16 protein-coding genes are annotated in these 18089 nt (G+C 49.4%); 5 read left to right on the top strand and 11 right to left on the bottom strand.

What is annotated here, in order from left to right; genetic code table 11:
- Positions 1-149: 149 nt before the first annotated feature.
- Positions 150-2483: a glycoside hydrolase family 70 protein gene (locus K7397_RS09355; protein WP_223067679.1), complete on the bottom strand. Its 2334-nt coding sequence runs from the start codon at positions 2481-2483 to the stop codon at positions 150-152.
- 395 nt (positions 2484-2878) lie between these two features.
- Positions 2879-4633, bottom strand: a complete 1755-nt coding sequence (locus K7397_RS09350; protein ID WP_223067678.1) for a DUF4153 domain-containing protein — start codon at positions 4631-4633, stop codon at positions 2879-2881.
- Between the two features lie 111 nt (positions 4634-4744).
- On the opposite strand from K7397_RS09350, the gene K7397_RS09345 reads away from it, so the two are divergent.
- The 3 genes from K7397_RS09345 (at position 4745) to K7397_RS09335 (ending at position 8477) form a co-directional block, all read left to right on the top strand.
- On the top strand, positions 4745-6439 hold the full coding sequence (locus K7397_RS09345; protein ID WP_223067677.1) for an ABC transporter substrate-binding protein: 1695 nt from the start codon (positions 4745-4747) through the stop codon (positions 6437-6439).
- Positions 6440-7145: 706 nt separating this feature from the next.
- On the top strand, positions 7146-7679 hold the full coding sequence (locus tag K7397_RS09340; protein WP_223067676.1) for a hypothetical protein: 534 nt from the start codon (positions 7146-7148) through the stop codon (positions 7677-7679).
- A gap of 93 nt (positions 7680-7772) precedes the next feature.
- On the top strand, positions 7773-8477 hold the full coding sequence (locus K7397_RS09335; RefSeq protein ID WP_223067675.1) for a hypothetical protein: 705 nt from the start codon (positions 7773-7775) through the stop codon (positions 8475-8477).
- A 441-nt stretch (positions 8478-8918) separates the two neighbouring features.
- Here K7397_RS09335 and K7397_RS09330 read toward each other — a convergent pair whose 3' ends face one another.
- From K7397_RS09330 to K7397_RS09300, 7 genes are all read right to left on the bottom strand, one after another.
- A complete protein-coding gene (locus tag K7397_RS09330; protein WP_223067674.1) occupies positions 8919-9158 on the bottom strand; it encodes a hypothetical protein in 240 nt (79 codons plus the stop codon).
- A 266-nt stretch (positions 9159-9424) separates the two neighbouring features.
- Entirely contained in the window at positions 9425-9787 is a 363-nt protein-coding gene (locus K7397_RS09325; protein ID WP_223067673.1) for a hypothetical protein, read from the bottom strand.
- A 190-nt stretch (positions 9788-9977) separates the two neighbouring features.
- Positions 9978-11204, bottom strand: a complete 1227-nt coding sequence (locus K7397_RS09320; RefSeq protein WP_223067672.1) for an ABC transporter permease — start codon at positions 11202-11204, stop codon at positions 9978-9980.
- 2 nt (positions 11205-11206) lie between these two features.
- A complete protein-coding gene (locus K7397_RS09315) occupies positions 11207-11953 on the bottom strand; it encodes an ABC transporter ATP-binding protein (protein WP_273545593.1) in 747 nt (248 codons plus the stop codon).
- Positions 11954-12002: 49 nt separating this feature from the next.
- Positions 12003-13388 (bottom strand): DEAD/DEAH box helicase, encoded by a 1386-nt coding sequence (locus tag K7397_RS09310; RefSeq protein ID WP_223067670.1) that lies wholly within the window; start codon positions 13386-13388, stop codon positions 12003-12005.
- Between the two features lie 123 nt (positions 13389-13511).
- On the bottom strand, positions 13512-13841 hold the full coding sequence (locus tag K7397_RS09305) for an SDR family NAD(P)-dependent oxidoreductase (RefSeq protein WP_223067669.1): 330 nt from the start codon (positions 13839-13841) through the stop codon (positions 13512-13514).
- Positions 13842-13930: 89 nt separating this feature from the next.
- The gene (locus K7397_RS09300; protein ID WP_223067668.1) at positions 13931-14383 is read right to left on the bottom strand and encodes a chemotaxis protein CheX; all 453 of its coding nucleotides are present in this window, start codon (positions 14381-14383) and stop codon (positions 13931-13933) included.
- A 287-nt stretch (positions 14384-14670) separates the two neighbouring features.
- Between K7397_RS09300 and K7397_RS09295 the strand changes: the two genes are divergently transcribed.
- Positions 14671-15573, top strand: a complete 903-nt coding sequence (locus K7397_RS09295) for a LysR family transcriptional regulator (RefSeq protein ID WP_223067667.1) — start codon at positions 14671-14673, stop codon at positions 15571-15573.
- Between the two features lie 29 nt (positions 15574-15602).
- Positions 15603-16412, top strand: a complete 810-nt coding sequence (locus tag K7397_RS09290) for a histidinol-phosphatase (protein ID WP_223067666.1) — start codon at positions 15603-15605, stop codon at positions 16410-16412.
- 166 nt (positions 16413-16578) lie between these two features.
- Here the strand turns inward: K7397_RS09290 and K7397_RS09285 are convergent, their stop codons facing one another.
- Both K7397_RS09285 and sdhB read right to left on the bottom strand, forming a co-directional pair.
- Positions 16579-17187, bottom strand: coding sequence for a GNAT family N-acetyltransferase (locus tag K7397_RS09285; RefSeq protein WP_223067665.1), 609 nt, complete (start codon positions 17185-17187; stop codon positions 16579-16581).
- A gap of 75 nt (positions 17188-17262) precedes the next feature.
- Positions 17263-18027 (bottom strand): succinate dehydrogenase iron-sulfur subunit, encoded by a 765-nt coding sequence (gene sdhB, locus K7397_RS09280; protein ID WP_223067664.1) that lies wholly within the window; start codon positions 18025-18027, stop codon positions 17263-17265.
- Positions 18028-18089 lie beyond the last annotated feature (62 nt).

The raw sequence follows: 18089 nt of genomic DNA, 5'->3' as shown, positions 1-18089 counted from the left end.
TATTTTTCACCTGTTTGCTCGCAACCCGCATCTATCCATAACGAGAATAATCCGCTCCAAGCAAGAGCAGCTTGATTTTGACAGCGATTCTCTGGCTTCTTAACCCTTAGAACTTTTCACTGTCCAGCCTTTTAGAATACCCAATATCGTTACGGTTGCTGCTTTTTCAGACGCAATTGTCTGGATTCTACCTCTTGCTGCCATTCGTGACCATTGGTTGGCTTGTCGTCTTTCTTGTCGGTAGCTTTCATGTTATTGACCGCATCGGTACCATTCACGCCTTTATCAAGCTTCTTGCCGCCTTTTTTATCGGACGGTACCCAAACGCCCAAATAACCGTTAACCAAAGGATTTTTAACGCCGACTACAGGAATGGTCAAAATCCCGTTTTCGTCGGTTGTATAATCTTCCTTAGTGAACCCTGTCGCGTCTACGAAAGTTTGATTGGCGTGCTGCTTGCCCATATCCACATTGATCGTGGTATTGGTGTGTTGATTGTTGCCAATCACCGTTGCCACGCCTGTATCGCGGCTGGTTCCGTAACGGACGTTCGCGAGCAAATCCCAGCCTGCGGTACCCGAAGTATTGCTTGTGTAGTAAGTGATTTTCTGATCGCCTGAAACATATTGTTGTCTGGCTTTCAGCAGTTTGACGATCGTGTCATAATAAGGCGTCTTAGCCGACATGTAGGATTTGTTTGCTTCGAACATATCCCCATAGTAGACTGTCGGAACGGTGTCTTTATTCGTCAAAATATATGCGTATTGACTTGGCACGTTGTAAGGAGCATACTGTTTGTCCGTCTTCGCCCGGTCGCTGGAATATTTTTGGAACTGGATCGCTTCATATGCCAGCGTGTGCGGCTTCGCGCCGTTCGCTTCTTCTTCCGAAACAGGAATCCACTCCAAAGCGTTGTGTTCCTGGTCATGGTTGTTGACAAAAGACCAGTTTGGCGTTCTCTGGCTGTTCGGGTTGGTTCTGTCTACGTACGAAGCGCTGACGATCTCGCTGAGCGGTCTCCAGCTGTCTACTTTCCCCAAAGAAATCCGCAGCTTGCCGAACAATCCGTGATCATAAACGAGCTGGCCGTTGTTGTTCTGGTTGTTCTGGAAATCCACTTGGTTGTCCGTGTAGGATTCAATATAGGTTAAATGGTTGTTCAAATTGCTGCCATAGCGCGAGCTCATCAATTCTTTCAAATCGGTGAGTACCTTGGTGTTGAAATGAGATGCCGCATCCACGCGGAACCCGTCAAAACCATATTCATCCATCAAGAATTTAGCCCAGTTCAGTTGCTCGGCCTGAACGGTAGGATTGGAATTGTCGATATCCGTTCCGACCAGGAATTCGTATTGCAACACGTTTTTGTTAAATCCGCTGTTGTCTTCCTTATTGAACCGCATAACGCCGGCAGGATCGGTAGCAGCAGAATATCCAGGCTGTGCCTTGATATAGTTGTCAGTCAGTTTGGTGACTGTTTCACTGTCCCCCGCGATAATCTTCTCTCTGACTTCATCGTCGCTGCTCCCTTCAAAACCATTGGCGCTCATATAATCCAGGTAGCTTTGAGTGGTTGCGCCTGCTTGAGGATCGACATAGTACAGCAGCAGTGAACGCCATACCTGATCGTTCTCCGTATTCGCACCTTTGACCGCAAAGTAGCTGTCTACAGTCAAATAGTTGTCAACGGTTTTGATTTTTCCGTATTTCTGGGCTTCGGAATTGGCCAGCCAATCCGGGAGATAGTTATCCGCACGATCAGGCCCGAAATAACGGTAAGGCTTCCCTTGTCCGTCAACCATTACGCGATACGACCCTAACGTTTGCGTACCGGTCCCGTTATAATACGTATGATTCCATTCCTTGATCAGTCCGTAGGTTTTCTGACCGATTCCGCCGCCTTTGGAATAAAGTTCAACCAATCTATTTTTATAGTTCGGATCGTTCTCGTTCCCGTAATTATCGACCGAAGTGACATTTACAATTTCCGTTTCCGGAAGTCCGAACATTTGGTTAGGCACAAGATCCTCTTGAACGCTGAGGCCTTTGGCGTGCAGCTTGTTGATTACTTTTTTCAGTTCGTCGCTCATTCCGTATTTGGTCGCTCTTTGCCCATTCAAGCCCTCGGGAAATTCCCCCAGATCATACCGGTCGGCGATCGCGTATCCTTCGCCATAGTAGGACCCGGAAAATGCCCGGTAAGCCGGCGGCATCCAAACATCGGAAATACCCCAGTCTTTCAAAAGATTGCTGTTTTTGTCCAAAACCTTGTACATATTGCTATCATAAGGTTGATACAGGCTGAAGCTTTGAAAGATGACGTGCTTGTCCAGATCAGCATTGGAAACAAACCCTTGGGAAGTTGTCGCACCCTCGTTTTGGTTATTTCCTTTTGCAGTTGTCGGAACGGCTCCGGCAAGGATTGTCCCGAATAATAAACTGCCAGATAAAGCTGCTTTCATCCATTTGCTGCTAATCCTCATTCTTTCACTCCTAGTCATGTAGTATTGCATCATAGCACAGAAGCATTAACTAAGCGCAGAGTCAGTATACTAAATCGAAAAAGAAACAGTAAAGTAACAATTATTATTAAATTCCTGATCATTCCAATGGCCTAGAAACTTGATTAAACAAGTGTTGTATGCGCATACAGTTATAATGAAAGCGATGTACTTGTTTCCAAAAGTTAATTCTTTGTAACCATTTGAGCGACGGCATGAATGGGAATTGCCTATTGCTTTTTGACTAGAAAGTTAGCAAGCATTTAGGAGGATTACAATACTTCAGGGGAAGGGAAACACGAAACCCCCGTACTCGGGGGGTTTCGTTCGACTTCGCTTTATTCTCCTTCGCCTGTTTGCTCCTTCATCCTAATCCTTCAATCCCCAAGATACCGTTCCAGCGCTTTCCTTGCCCGGTACTCGGACAGGTTAAACTCAAACCATTTGCGGGATGGCGCAAATTTTATTCTCTGCCATTTTTCGTTCAGCACGCTTTTCATCTCCGGGTATTCGTTCCGGCTGAACGCAATCAGCGCCGGCACCGCGTCGTCCGGCAGACTGCTCAGGTAATAGACGTCGATTTGTCCGCCTTCCCTGTACCGGTCAATATTGCTCTTCGCAATGATCCGATCCATCCCGATATAGTTCATCAGCAAATAGGACAGCAAGCTGACGATAATATAGCATTTTACGAGCGGTAAGCTTTTCATCCGGATTCTGAGGGCAGCTGCCAGCAGCAATACAGCCAGGAAAATCATAAAGGCATGAACGAGAAACCGGATGGAGGTGTAGCCATACGCCTGTTCATAAAGCAGCAGACGCTTAAAGGCCGAGCCCAGCATAACGGCTGAACAAACGATCAAGATATAAAGCAAGCATTGCACGGCGATTTTAAGCCGCCCCGCTGCCTGACCGGCGCCTGTCAGAGAGACGATCAGAAGAACAAAGTTGATGACGGTAACGGCCACCAATTCAAAAAAACCGCTTCTGGCATACTCCGCGTAAGAGCTGCCATCCGGCAGTTCTCCCTGCCAGGCGCCGAACAAATAGGAAAATTGCACAACGACAAAGAGTAAATACACCAGATTCACCGCCGACAGGACGGTAATCAGAATGACCGGGTCAATGTTGAAGCCTGGCCGCTTTAGCTCCTTTTGCGGAACAAGATGGTTCCATTCATACGTGCGCGTCTTTGGATCGACAAATCCCCAGGCATAACCGAAGAATAATACACTGAATACGAAAGCCCAAATCAAACGGCCCAGCCATGGCCCTACCGTTAACGAGCCAAGCCATTTCGGAAAACCGGACAGCAGCTCGTTAAACGCTCCGTCCGCGGAAGAGAGCAGCGGGATGACGATAATCAGCAAAGGGAAGGCGATCGTCAGGCCAATCAGCACTTTCCCGACCGTGCTTTTGTTTTCCTTGGCCATTTGGACTCCTCCCCCAGCCGCCTTGAGCGTCCGGAAAAATCCCGGGACATGGCGGAGAGCCTGCGGGACAAGATGGTCTAAAGCTTTTGTAAGCAGGCGGATGTCATGCCAGGCGGTCCTCTCGGCGCCAAACAAATAAGCCATATGTACAAAGACCAGACATGGAATCGCCAGAAAATTCAGCGCGTGAAAGAACGGGTTGCCAGTTAGCACAAAGGTCAGCGAAAGCAGGGCAATCACCGCGAACATCATCCATCCGAACCAATCCGGCCTGCGCATCCGCCCTTTGGCTGAAAGAACCATGTAGCCATAAAACAGGGTCACGAAGAGCGGATACGATACCCCCAGCTTGCTTTCGTAAAAAAAATACTGGTGAACCGCAGCCAGCAAGGCAGCAGCCAAAACAGCGATCAGCGACGCCTTTAGCGGGTAGGACGGTTTGCTTGGATCGCCGAAGCGGCCGGGATTGCCCGGGCTATAACGGCTGCCGGGGATGCCGGTACTTTCGCGGCTGCCTGAGTTACCGGGATTATCCGGGTTGCCGGAACTTCCAGGGCTGTCAGTACCGCCTGTGTTACCGGGGGTGCTGGGGATGCCGGTACTTCCGGCGCTGAAAGTGTTCCCTGGGTTTTCCGGGTTGCCTATGTTACCCGGGTTGCTCGAACTATCCAAGTTGCCATTGATGTTGTCATCGTTCATGGTCATTCCCTCCAAACTCTTGCTTTTCTATCCCTTATTCTAGGTGATAAAATACGAATTAAAATAGAAAGATGAGCGGCGCTAATTTCCTATTTTATCGGAGGGGCCAAGATGAAGCTGGAGAGTCAATTTTTAAAACTGCATGAAAGCAGCGGAGGACAACAATCGCTATGGGTTACCCTGGACGAGCTTGCAGCGGTTTTTGAATGCACGCACCGGAATGCCTTGAATATTGTGAAGCGGATGGAAGCAGAAGAATGGATCAGCTGGACGCCGAGCCGGGGAAGAGGACGGAGGTCTTCTTTATCCTTTCTGGCCCAGCCCGAGACAATAGCCGTTCAGGCCATGATGCAGGCGATGGATCGCCGGGATGTCCGTTACGCCGTCGACCAGATCAAGGTTCATGCGGATACCGCAGAGCTTAAGGAAAAACTGCAGGGCTGGCTGCTCACCTATTTCGGACACCATACGCAGGTGAGGGAGGACAAGCAAATTGACATGCTCAGACTGCCCGTGCGGCAAAAGCTACACACCATCGATCCACTCTATATGAACCTGCTGGCCGAATCTTTTGTATCCAGCCATGTCTATGACGGACTTGTAAAAAGAAGTGACCAAGACGGTATTCGCCCGCATTTGGCTCATGCCTGGGACGTCGATGAAAGCCGTACGCGGTGGTCCTTTTATCTTCGCAAACAGGTGCTGTTTCATAACGGAACGGTGCTAACGGCCGCCGATGTCGTCCACACCTTTGAACGGCTGATCGGGTCGCCGCAGCGAACGCTGTACCGCCCGATCATCCAGGGCATCAAATCCGTCCGGGCGCTCCATCCTTCTGTTGTGCTTTTTGAACTGAAGGAGCCGAACGAATTATTTCTGCCTTTTCTCGGCACAAGCCGGGCGGCTATCGTTCTCAAAGGGGAGGAACTGCCCGGAAAAGGAGGCTTCGGCGTAAAGCCGGCCGGAACCGGTCCGTTCAAAATCACGGAGATGACAGAAGAACGGTTTGTGCTGGAGGTGTACAACTATCATTTTCAGGGCCGGGCTCATCTGGACCGCGTGGAAATCATCTATGTGCCGTGGAGCGAAGACAGCACGGATTCCCTGCCTGAGCAGCAATCCCCCTTTCACATTATCCACAGCGCCGAATCTTCGGGGCATGGAGCCTGGAGCCGGATTCATTCCGAGGCATCGGTATGCAAATTCATCACCGTCAACTCGAGAAAAACCGGGCCTCTTCAGGATCCGGACTTCAGAAAAGCCGTGTTGTCGGTTTTGCGTACAACCGGCGTGCCTGATTCCCTGTCGGGTGATGCCCGGAACCCCCGGAACCAAAGCTCTGCCCCCTTGAAGATCGCCACCATTGCTCCTTACCGGCAGGAGGCCGAGCAGCTTGCTGAGCTGCTGGGGGATAACGGCTACCCTTCCACGGTAAACGCCGTTTCCCCGGAGCAATTTAAGGGGGCGGTCCGTCTGGAAGCGGACCTGATCCTGTTCTCGCTCATGCGTGACCAGGATGAGCAGCTAAGGCTGTTTGATCTGTTCGAGACGATCGCGAAACATGCCGAGACCGGAATCATGGCCTATATCGAGCACAGGCTGCAGCGGATCGCCCGGGAACCTGATCCTATCGCGAGAATGGAACAGTTCCGGACCATCGAAAGCAAACTGATCCGGGAATGTCATCTGCATATCCTTTATGAAAAGCCGTTCCAGACCGCTTCCCTTCCTTCCATCCGCGGCGTCGCTTTTAACAGCCAGGGGTGGATTGATCTCAGGAAGGTATGGTTTCCGCCGGATCTTTAGCGGCTGACAATCTTGAAGAGCACAACATTTATAGCTTCAATCCCGTTTTTCAGAAAAGATTGAAATAAGCATTTTTTATGCTGGGTATATCCACTACTAAAAGAAACCTTCGCCCCCTGCTGTTATTAGTGAAATGAGGCGATTAACGCCGCCTCTGCTTATGCGTCTGGTTACGCAGAAGCAGCATCCAGCGTAAAAGCAGAATACCAGGTGCTCACCAATGATCAATCTTTCTTTTTTTGATATAAGCTAAAGAAAAAAACGAAAAGATTAAACAAAAAGGATATTTGGATGAATCAACAATCATTGTGACTTTCAAAGGCATCAATAGGCAGGGACATGGCAGCATAGGTACTGACGCGAAAAACGTGAAAGTCTTCAAAGATGCGAATATCGTCGTGGATGCTATCTCTGGCGAATTTCTTTATAGTTTTAACTACAGATAAAAAACCATAATAGTAAGCCTACACATTCGTTGTGGGCTTTTTTTTGCGATCGTATAGATCGCCATATTCTTGGAGTTTACACAAAAAAACTTTATATACTATGTAATATTATGAATAAAAAGGTTAATTATTTGAGTTTATTTTCCAATATGATGAAATAAATTGTATACATATTCCATTAATTGTCTTATTATGGTATAAAGACAACGGCCGTTGCTCTATTCTTACTAATATCTTTTCTTTGAGTGGAGGCAAATCTAATGATAAAAAAATTCATAGTTACAATGATAGCAGCACTTCTTCTTTTGTTACCTATGTCTGCTTTTGCAGATGATTCTACGTCAATTAGTGAAAATTCTACACACACAGGGTATTTTTCTGATGGTAATTCGAGTATAAAAAGCAACTCTAGTATTAGTGATTTAGCGATTACGCCACCACAATGGGGAGTAATGACAGTACAGGCCCAGGTTCTTGAGGGGACAATTGTTGAAGCTAATTGGAGTGTAACCTCCAATGATTATATATATAGTGCAGAGCTAATTGCTGAACTTCAACGGTGGGATCCGGAAGACTATATGTGGGTAACGGTAGATACTAAGGGACCAAGAGATCTTTACTTCAACCCATCAACAAAAACTCCAAAAGGACAATTCAATTTCCAGAATGTTACATCACCAGGAGATTATAGAGTAATGATTTATGGAACAATGGAAGGAAGATATAATCAATTAGAACTAATTACTTCTTCGCCTTACTCTAACACTGTCACTATTGGAGGTATTGTAGTATAATGTTGAATTAACATTTATCCTTGCCGTTTACCTATTGTGGTATAGGCAAGGATTTTGTGTATATTTAGTAAAAATAGGAGGAGTATTATTATAATGAATTTTGAATGGCTTGAAAAAGACCCACAGATGATTGAAATATCAGATCCCTTGATTACACACTTCAGAATAAAGCCGATTCAATCAATATTAGAAAATGTTAATGCGTTTTCTGATACTGCATGTTTTTTTATAGCGCCGATAGCTCTAGGACATCCTAATATGGAGACAGCAATACCTATTCCGAACAAAAAAATATATGATCAATGTTTGGTTGAACTTGCTCCTTTTTTTACTACAATAGAAGGGGTTTTTTTGAATGAACAAGAGTTACCAAGCAGTATTATTTTAAGAGATTTAACTGAACATGCCAGATTAGGGATAGGTCAATTGTATAAGATTGGTTCTTTGGATCCTGTCATAAATGATTTGTATGGTAGTGAAGAACGGCGGCCTAATGGAGCTCGGGGGAAAAAGTTACTTGTTTATAAAGTGAAATTAAACAAATCAGAGAAGCTTTCGCAATCATCTTTTATGGAAGTTTGGAAGTTCATTGAAAATACATTTCTTAACGTTAATAAAGTCTTATCTTTAATACCTACAAATTGGTATCTTAATGATGAATTAAAGAAATCCCCAGCTATTAATTTTTTTAGTTCTGTAAGTAATAATATATATTTGTATGTAATTGAAGAAACGGGAAGAGTTATAGGGCTTGATATTTATAAACAAATTGATGACCGTTTTATAAGTGAAATTTGAATTTTTTGGTTCAATAACAAAGTCTGGGGAACATAGATCGACAAATCGACAATAAAAGGAAAATCCAAATCATCTGTCGTATGGAATAAGTACTGCTACTCCCCATACGAAAGGGATGATTTGGATGCTTATCCATTGTACCACGGAGCACGAGACGAAAACAGAGTCTTTTGCCGTCTTGAGTCAACTTGAAACTCCTACGGTTATCCGGATGCCGGCCTGTATCCGGGAATTATCGCTGCTTCATCAAGGCAGACACTGTCCAAATGGAAGGTTGTCGGCTAACCCATGAGCACGTTACCGAAGATGGTGATCTCTGGCTCCTATAACATCACTCCCATTTAAGATTCATTTCTTCATCGGCGGTTTGTGTGCGAGAGTTGTCATCGAACGTTCATGGAGCGACTAAGCTGGCTGCTCCCCTGCCAGCAGATGACGGAGTCAGGCCGGATCGCATTGCTCTATGCGGCTGCCAATGGCACGTTTCAAGCGGTAGGTGAAGCATTTGGACGCAGCGGACAAAATATCAAGGTTCACGTTCGACGTCATTTCGCTAAGATGAGATTCAGAAAACCCCGGCTTTTCTGGGTAACTCTCTCGCTTTTTTCTTGCCTGAAATCCCCCAATATCTAGATGATAAAAGATACCGGGAGAAGGGCAACGCATCCGCGGTACGCGCATGATAAATTACCGCCTATTTTTGAAATAGTGAGAAATTCGGAGAATAGACCATATTAAAAAATCAAGCGAGCACGGATTATCGCTATTTGTGATTTTGACATAAATTTTTTTGGACTCAGTAAAATGGCCTACATTCCTCCCTATACATTATTTGTAGCTTGATTTCTTTCGGGACAATTATACATGTTGTAATAATACCCTCTCTTTCCAATCAAAATAGGGTTCTTGCCATACAAATGACAGTCCTTTATCGGTGTAAGCGCACTCTACTTGCTCACCTGTTGGAGAATACTTAAGTTACCTTTACTGTTTCCATTAGTGAGTTCACCTATTATCATACCCAATAAAATGGGTCTGGAAAGATTTAAACAAGCAGTCAAAATACCAAATAAAGATGAGAGTATAACTAGAGGAATCTCTCTTCTAACCGGGAATAATAACATCTTTAAGCCCATTTCGACGCCTCCTAACCAAAACTCATCCCTTTTTTCTCTACCCATATGCAAGCCCCAATTAATAGCCTTTACTGGAAAAGACTCTGCTGTTCCGCTTTTACGGATAGCTTCTGAATACTCTTTGATGACTGAGAGCTTCAAGTTTTCCGGCATATACGTCACAAAATCTACCAACCATTTTATTGTCCGGGAACGCCGATCATATTGTATCCGTTTTTATTTCTTCAGCTACTATTGTCATTGAGGCTATTCAAAATTTGTTAAGTCTGATTGACCCTGCGCCTTCCAATGCATCGGAAAGCTGAAGGATGAGGATGAGGAACTGCAGGCCGGGCAACGATGTACCGGCCTGTATTCCTGTCGCTTATTCCTCGTCCTCGTCTTCCTCGTCCTTTCCTTTCCGGCCCGCGTATACGCGCTGCAGCGCCGTAACGGCCAGCCCTCCGGCCAGCGTAAGGGCCGTCTCCGCTATCCGTCCATCCAGCAAGGAAGGGATAAAGGCCAGCGACATCAGCGCCGCCGCCCATAGCTGGATGCGGAACACAAGCCGGACGGCGCTCCTTCTCCGGCTGCCTTGCGGAAGCGGGTACACGTTCAGCCAGAACGACTCGCTGTGCACCCTTCGAAGCTCGGAAAGCTGGACGCCAATCACAAATACAAAAAACAGATAAACCGCGCTGCCCAGCATATTTCCTCCGCTGAGCCAGGCCAGAAGGGCGCCGACAACTCCCGCCCGCAGAATGATCATAAACATGTCGCTGCGGACATAGCTTTTGGTTAGCAGATACCGGTAAGCCTGCTGCGGCTCCCATGGGATTCGCTCCCCTGCACGGGCAAGCCAGCGTCTCGTATGAACTCGCTGCGCACGGCCTGGTACCTCGACAAACCAGCCGAGTACCATCATCACCCGGGCGGCCTGCGCCTTCTCGGCTGAAATCAGCACTTCCCACGGAACGGCGTACCGTGGCGGAAACCGGAGAGCGGCCGCGTAGGCCGCTGCCAGCACTGCAATGAACAGAAGCGCCCGGCCGGATGGATGCCACAGCCAGGCGGCAACCGCCAGGAAGCTTATGGCCCAGCGCAGCAGCAGGCAGCCGTAGGCGCTCCGACGCGAAACAAGCGTCAGCTCCCTCCAGCTTCCCCAGCTCAGGAGGAGCGATAAAGCGGCAAGCAGCAGAGCTGTCAGGCCAAGCGGCTTGGGACTTTGCTCGGCCGCCATATACAGCGGCCACAGAGTTAGCAGAATAATGGCCTGAATCATATATTTTCGAATGATGGCACCGCGCCAGGCGGGTGCAAAGTACTGCCGCATCCTCGCCTCCTGCGGAAGCAGAAAAACGGTGTCCGGCGGCTGAAGATATGTACGAAAGCCGCCAGCCGCGGCGAAAGGAGCAAGCAGTGCAAGCGAAATCCAGCGAATGGGCAGCCCTTCGGGCAAATGCCGGATAAAGGCGGTATACCACGCGGCAAAGGCAATGAGACAGAACAGGAACAGGAAGGCTACGCCGCTCTGCAGCACATAACCGAGGTAAGGAAGAATCCCGCCCCAGAACGTGCCGCTTCGGCGGCTGCGAAGCTGCTTAAGATCCATGATCATTCCCCGTCCTGTACAAGCGAATAGAATATTTGTTCCAGCGGTTGTCCCGGCATGCCGGCCGCCGCGGCAATTTCATCAAGCGTTCCCTGCTTGATAATACGCCCCCGGTGCAGAACGACAAACCGGTCGCAGTAGTTCTCAATCGTAGACAAAATGTGCGAGCTGAGCAGAATCGACGCTCCCTCGCTGCGGAGCTTCATCAGAAAGTCGAGGAGGGAGCGGATGCCCAGCGGGTCCAGACCCAGAAACGGCTCGTCAATAATGTACAGCTTGGGCCGGGCCACAAAAGCGCACATGATCATGACCTTCTGCTTCATTCCTTTGGACAGATGGATGGACAGGCTGTCCATCTTGTCCTCCATGCGGAACATCCGGGAAAGCTCGGCCGAACGCTCTTCATAGCGGTTTCGTTCTACCCCGTAGGCGCGGGCGGTAAATTCCAGATGCTCCCGCACGGTCATTTCCTCATACAGAAGCGGCGACTCCGGGACGAAAGCCAGAGCGCCCTGATACTGTTCCAGATTTTGCGACCGGGTTGTTCCGTCAACGCGGATCTCGCCCTTCTGGGGATTCATTAGCCCCAGAATATGCTTCATCGTCGTACTTTTCCCGGCTCCGTTCAAACCGATCAGTCCAACCATTTCGCCGGGCATCACCTTCAAGCCGATATCGTGCAGCACGGGGCGGTTCAGGTTATAGCCCCCGCTTAAATCCTCAATTTCAAGCACTGGCATTGGAGTCAAGTTACATTTCCCTCCCATTTATTATCCGAATCGAACGACCAGGGTCCGTTTATGGACGGGGCGGCTTATTCTTCAGCCACTTGGGCGCCCCTTTATTTTTCCGGTCGCGGTGGCGGTCAAGCTTCCGCTGACCGGCCTGAGCTTCCGACCTGACATTTCTGACGGGCTTATGCGGGAAGGATGCTCCCGAATCCGAAGCTGCTCCCGCTCCCGTCTTCGGAGCTCCATGCTCCCGGGAAACTGCTCCCTGACTGCGGGACGCCTTCGGGTGAGCGCTTCTGCGCGGGCGGTCGTCCGGCCTTGGCGTCACTACCTTGCCGCCCGCCAGAGCGCGCAGTCCAAAATCTACGCCGAGCTCTTCGGCAAATTTGCGGATAATGAAGGTCTCCCTCGGCGTCACAAGCGTAATCGCAATCCCCTTGCGCCCCATGCGCCCGGTTCGCCCGGCCCTGTGAACGTAATGCTCCCCGTCAATCGGCGGATCGAGATTGATCACCAGGCTTAAGTTTTCAATATCAAGACCTCTTGCAGCAACATCGCTCGCCACAAGAACCCGGTATTCCCCCTCCCGGAATCTGCGCAGCACAAGGCTGCGGGTTGTTTTGTCCGCATCTCCGTAAATCGCGCCGGCTTCAAGACCGACGTAGTTCATCTTGGCTTCGACCTCGGCGATCGATTCCGTATGATTGACGAACACAAGCGCCTTGGGCACGTCCAAGGTCCGGATAATCCGGCGCAGCATGTCAATCTTGTCCCGCTGTTCACAGACAAAATAAAGGTGCTCCAGCGTAGCGGAAGTCCGCTGCTCCGGATCAATGCCGATTTCGACGGCATCTTTCATCTCCCGCCCGGCCAGCTCCCGGATTTCCGGGCTGACTGTCGCCGACAGAAACACAAGCTGCCGGTCGCGCAGCGCTCCGCGAAGGATCTGGTCCACATCTCCAGCGCCGCCAAGCTGAAACAGCTGGTCTACCTCATCGATGACCAGGGTGCGCGCCTCGTTAAGCTTCAGCTTCCGCATGGCCAGCAGCTCGCGGATCCGTCCCGGCGTTCCGATTACGAGCTGCGGATGCCGCTTCAGACGCTCCACCTGGCGTCCGATGGCCGCCCCGCCAATCAGCGCCTGGGCTTCAATGCCGGTGCCTTCCGCATAGCGCTGGCTCTCGCGCAAAATCTGCATAGCCAGCTCCTGGGTAGGAGCGAGCACCAGCGCTTGCGTCACCTTGCGCGCCGGATCGATCCGCTGCAGAACCGGCAGCAGATAGGCAAGCGTCTTCCCTGTTCCCGTCTGGGATTGGGCCAGCACGTCCCGTCCGTCCAGCACCGCCGGGATCGTTCCGATTTGTACCGGTGACGGCTGGATGATTCCATGTTCGGCAAGACGGTCCGTCAAGCCTTGCTCTATCCCGAGTTCTGCAAATGTGTGAATTGTCATCGTTTCCATCCTTTTTACTAAAGTCATTATTACCATTATATTCGATATTCCCTGTCACTCCAAATCAAATGAAAAAGGCCCCCCGGTATATCCGGGAGCGCCCACCTGGGTCTCATCTGCTTCTTATTTATTATTAATCAGCCCGCCGCTGATCTTGTCCGCGAGTTTTGGAAAAAGCTGATACAGCTTCGTTCCCAAAGCTGCCACAAAGGGAAGGTCCACTTCCGTCTTCTTGCTTCGGATGACTTTGACTACCGTCCTTTCCACCGATGATTCGGAGGACACATCCAGCTGAGCAATATCGTATTTTCCGGGCAAACCCGCTCCGACCTGCTTCAGCTTGTCCGTGGATCTGGCCGCAAGCACTACATAAGCGCCTTGACTTGACAGCTGGCGAGCCATCTCGGCTCCGATTCCGCTGGAAGCTCCGGTGATGACAATCACCTGATCCATGAGCATTCTCCCGCATCCTTTCCGCTATAACGGCAGCGTTTCCGTCCAAGAACCCCCGCTCTTTCGCCGCCTTGTTTGCAGAATCTATTTTAAGAGATCATGACCTGGATATCCAGTTCGCCGATACCGTCCATAACCAACGGAATACAAAGTACCTTACGGGGGTGCTCGTTCGATTCAGACTTTATGACCTTGGGCGGCGTAATATCGACCGAATACCCCTGGTTTGACAAAATCGTACTTGCATTCCCGCTGATCATATTGCCCAGCTCGGATATCGCGCTTTGTCCCATTTCATCCAGCTCCGTCAGCATAAATCCGCCCATCATCACGGACACGATTCGCAGCGCCACCTGTTCCTTAAGGCCAAACACTACATTGCCGCTGAACTCCCCTGTCATCCCGACCTGAATCCAAATATGATTTTCAATCGGGGCAATTTCCTTTACGCCAAGACTTCCTGTGGAAGGCGAAACCTGAATGACCTGTTCCAGTACAAGCCTTGCAGATTCCAAAAAAGGATTAATCACTTCTGCTTTCACGTAAAATGCGCCCCTTTTCACTTGGAATTAAACGAATTGTATCCCAAGTCCCGTTATAGATTATTTTGATTATACTTTATCCCTACAAATAAATCATTAAAATTCGGGCAAAACACGCCAAAAGCCCTTGGCTTGTCCCCCCCATGCAACATTCGTTCCGAATCAACCGACCTTCCGTTTTCTGTACCATTGCCCGCCCCGGACTAATCCCCTATAATAAATGAAAATGCTGACGCAGGTTCGGACCATTCTGTTTAGCTTCATAGCGACTTGCAAGGAGGGATAAAATGAACATCAGCCAGTTGGAAACTTTGATTACGATCTCCAAAACGAAAAGCTTTCGCAAGGCCGGTGAACTGTTGAACCTGACCCAACCGGCTGTTTCAGCTCAAATTAAAAGCCTGGAGGATGAATTCAAAACCGTGCTTGTCGATCGGAACCAGCCGGTCACCCTTACGGATCGCGGGCAGGTATTTTTAGAGCAGGCAGAACGAATACTGGATATTGTCGAAGAACTCAAGCAGAAGCTGTCCGATATGGAGCAGACTCCCCAAGGACACATCGTACTGGGAACAACGACTTCGATCGCCATACAGATTCTGCCGCGGATTCTTTCCTATTTTCAGGATCAGTTCCCGCTGATCAAAACAACCATCCAATCCATGCCCTCCTCCCAGATTTATCAGAATGTGGAGCAAGGGCTTGTCGATATCGGAATCGGCTACCTGATCGAGCACACACCGCAGATTCACGCTTCCGTATTGTACTATGATACGTTTGAAGTCGTTGTTTCTCCGCTTCATCCTTTGGCTAAAGAGGAGAACCCCAATCTCGAAATGCTGCGGGATCTTCCGCTTATTCTTCTGTCTCCGGATACGGTGGGCCGCCGGTTTGCGGAGCAGGTGTTCAAGGAACACAACATAGAAGCCCATGTCGTGATGGAGCTGTCCAGCAGCGAAGAAGTCAAGCGGATGGTTGAAATCAATCTCGGTGCGGCCATTATTTCCAAGCAGTCCATTACCCGGGAGCTTCGGCTGGGCACCCTGCAGATTGTACCGATTCCGGAGCTGGAAGTGACGCATCCTGTCGGCGTTATTTACAAATCCAGCCGGTACATCAATTCCGCCATGCAGCAGTTCCTTGGCGATTTGAAGGGAATGCCCGAAACCAAATTTACCGGAACCGAATAACCCATCTTCTAAGGAAAGGACATACGTCAATGAAATTCGACCTTCATACTCACCATTTTCGCTGCGGTCATGCCGATGGAACGATTCGGGACTATATTGAGGCCGGCATTGCAGCAGGGCTGCAGGTCATCGGTATCAGCGACCACACTCCTTATTTCGGCAGTCCCGAAGAGCATCCGTTTCCGCGAATTGCGATGGCCAAAAAGGAACTTAAGTCTTATGTCGAAGAGGTACTCAAGCTGAAAGCAGAATATGAAGGCCGGATTGATGTCCTGCTCGGAATCGAGTCGGACTTCTTTCCGGAGCATGCTGAAATTTACCGCTCCGCCCTTTCCGCATATCCCTTTGATTATATTATCGGCTCCGTGCACAGCAGTGATAATATCAGTATTTTCAATAAAAACCGTTGGAAGGGTCTGAGCTCTGCGGAACAACTGCTGCACAAGAAAAATTACTACGATCTGATCCGGCAATCCGCGCGCAGTGGCATGTTCCAGATTCTGGGCCACATCGATGCGATGAAGGGAAATTATCCGCGCTTCACAGACATCCCGGCAGCCGAGGCCATCGATGAGACGCTTCAGACCATTGCCGAATGCAAAACGGCTATCGAAATCAATACCTCAGGCAAAACGAAGCTGAGCGGCGGCTGGTATCCTTCCGATGATATTCTGGAACGGGCTCTGCATTATGGCGTCGAGGTTACGTTTGGTTCCGATGCCCATGTGCCGTCGCGGGTAGCCGATGAATGGGAAGAGGTAGCGGCAAGACTCAAGGAGATCGGGTTTACGCATTGGGTCTATTTCAAGCAAAAGCAGAAACAAACCGTGCCTCTATAAACTTAAAGCCGCTTTGCGGCTCTTTTTTTATTGTCCCGGAACGGTTTATACACAAAAAAAAGAGAACCCGGAAACTTCCGGATTCCAAAAGCAGATATATATATTCAAAAGGGGGTCATGTCTTCATATTACCCGCTTTCTGTTAGGATAAAATCACAGTAATATTTCATTTGTGTAACAAAGTATACCCCTCTTCAGATTTTTTCCTCTTCTCGGCTGTCATTACATAACTCGAGCCAAGCCGCTTTTCCCGTTTAGGAAACCCGATACCATCCCTATCCTTGTCCGCCGGTTCAAAACCGCATTTGATCAGCACTCGCTGCGAAGGAGCGTTATCTGAAACGCACGATGCGTAAACCGCCTTTAACTCAAGATCGTCAAAACCGAAAGACAACAGCAGGCGAGCCGCTTCGGTCGCGATTCCCCGGTTCCAGTATTCCGGCAGGACCATGTACCCCATGCTTGCGCTGCCCCTTTTCTCATTCCAGTGCTGATACGAGCACAAGCCGGCAAAAGTAAAAGTCCTATCCTCCTGCAGCACAATTGCAAAATGCAACGAGCTTAATGTATAATTGCAATCTTCGAAATAACGGTTCAAACGCTCGGGAAAACTTAAAGTTTCCGGGCGGAATGAAATGTGCCTGCTCACTTTCGGATCGTTTAACATCCGGTACAAGGGATCTCCGTCCTCGGGCAGCACCTTGCGCAGCAGCAGACGGTCACTCTGAAGCGAAGGAAACTTTTGGACAAGCTCAGCCTTACGGGACTTCATCATGACATGCTCCTTCCTAATTCATTCAAGGGTAGCGAAAATTGATTGGACTAAGCGATAAGCCGCGATCAGCTTAAGTCAGCTTGTGAGCCAGCGCTTGAACATATGCTTGGTCGTCTGCTTGTTCATTTCCGCAATCGAAGTCGTAAGCGGAATGCCCTTGGGACAGGCCCGAACGCAGTTTTGGGAGTTGCCGCAGCCTTCGATGCCCCCGTCTTCCATCAGGGCTTCCAGACGTTCTTCGGCGTTCATTTCGCCGGTCGGATGCGCATTGAACAGCCGCACCTGTGAAATAGCGGCCGGACCGATAAAGTTGGTCTTTTCATTCACGTTCGGGCATGCTTCCAGACACACTCCGCATGTCATGCATTTGGACAATTCATAGGCCCATTGACGCTTCTTCTCGGGCATTCTAGGCCCGGGTCCAAGATCATAAGTGCCGTCGATCGGAATCCATGCCTTGACCCGTTTCAGCGCATTAAACATACGGCTGCGGTCAATGATCAGATCCCGGACAACCGGGAATGTCTTCATCGGTTCAATGCGGATCGGCTGTTCCAGCTTATCCACCAGCGCCGCGCAGGCCTGCCGCGGCTTGCCGTTAATCACCATGGAGCATGCGCCGCACACTTCCTCCAGGCAGTTGAATTCCCAGCATACCGGCACCGTATGGTCTCCTTTGGCATTGACGGGGTTGCGCTGAATCTCCATAAGCGCGCTTATGACATTCATGCCAGGCCGATAGTTCAGCTCGAATTCCTCGGTATAGGGTGCCGATTCCGGCGCATCCTGGCGCGTGACGATCAATTTCACCTTTTTGGCGGCGGTCGTAATTTCGGCCATTGCCTTTCCCTCCTAGCGTATTATTCGCGATTTTTCCAGGCAGCTTGATGATGAGGCCCTCT

The sequence above is a fragment of the Paenibacillus caui genome, assembly GCF_019904135.1.
GTDB lineage: Bacteria > Bacillota > Bacilli > Paenibacillales > Paenibacillaceae > Fontibacillus > Fontibacillus caui.
Note: the sequence above shows the minus strand (reverse complement) of the source record. Positions and strands in the feature narration are given on the sequence as shown.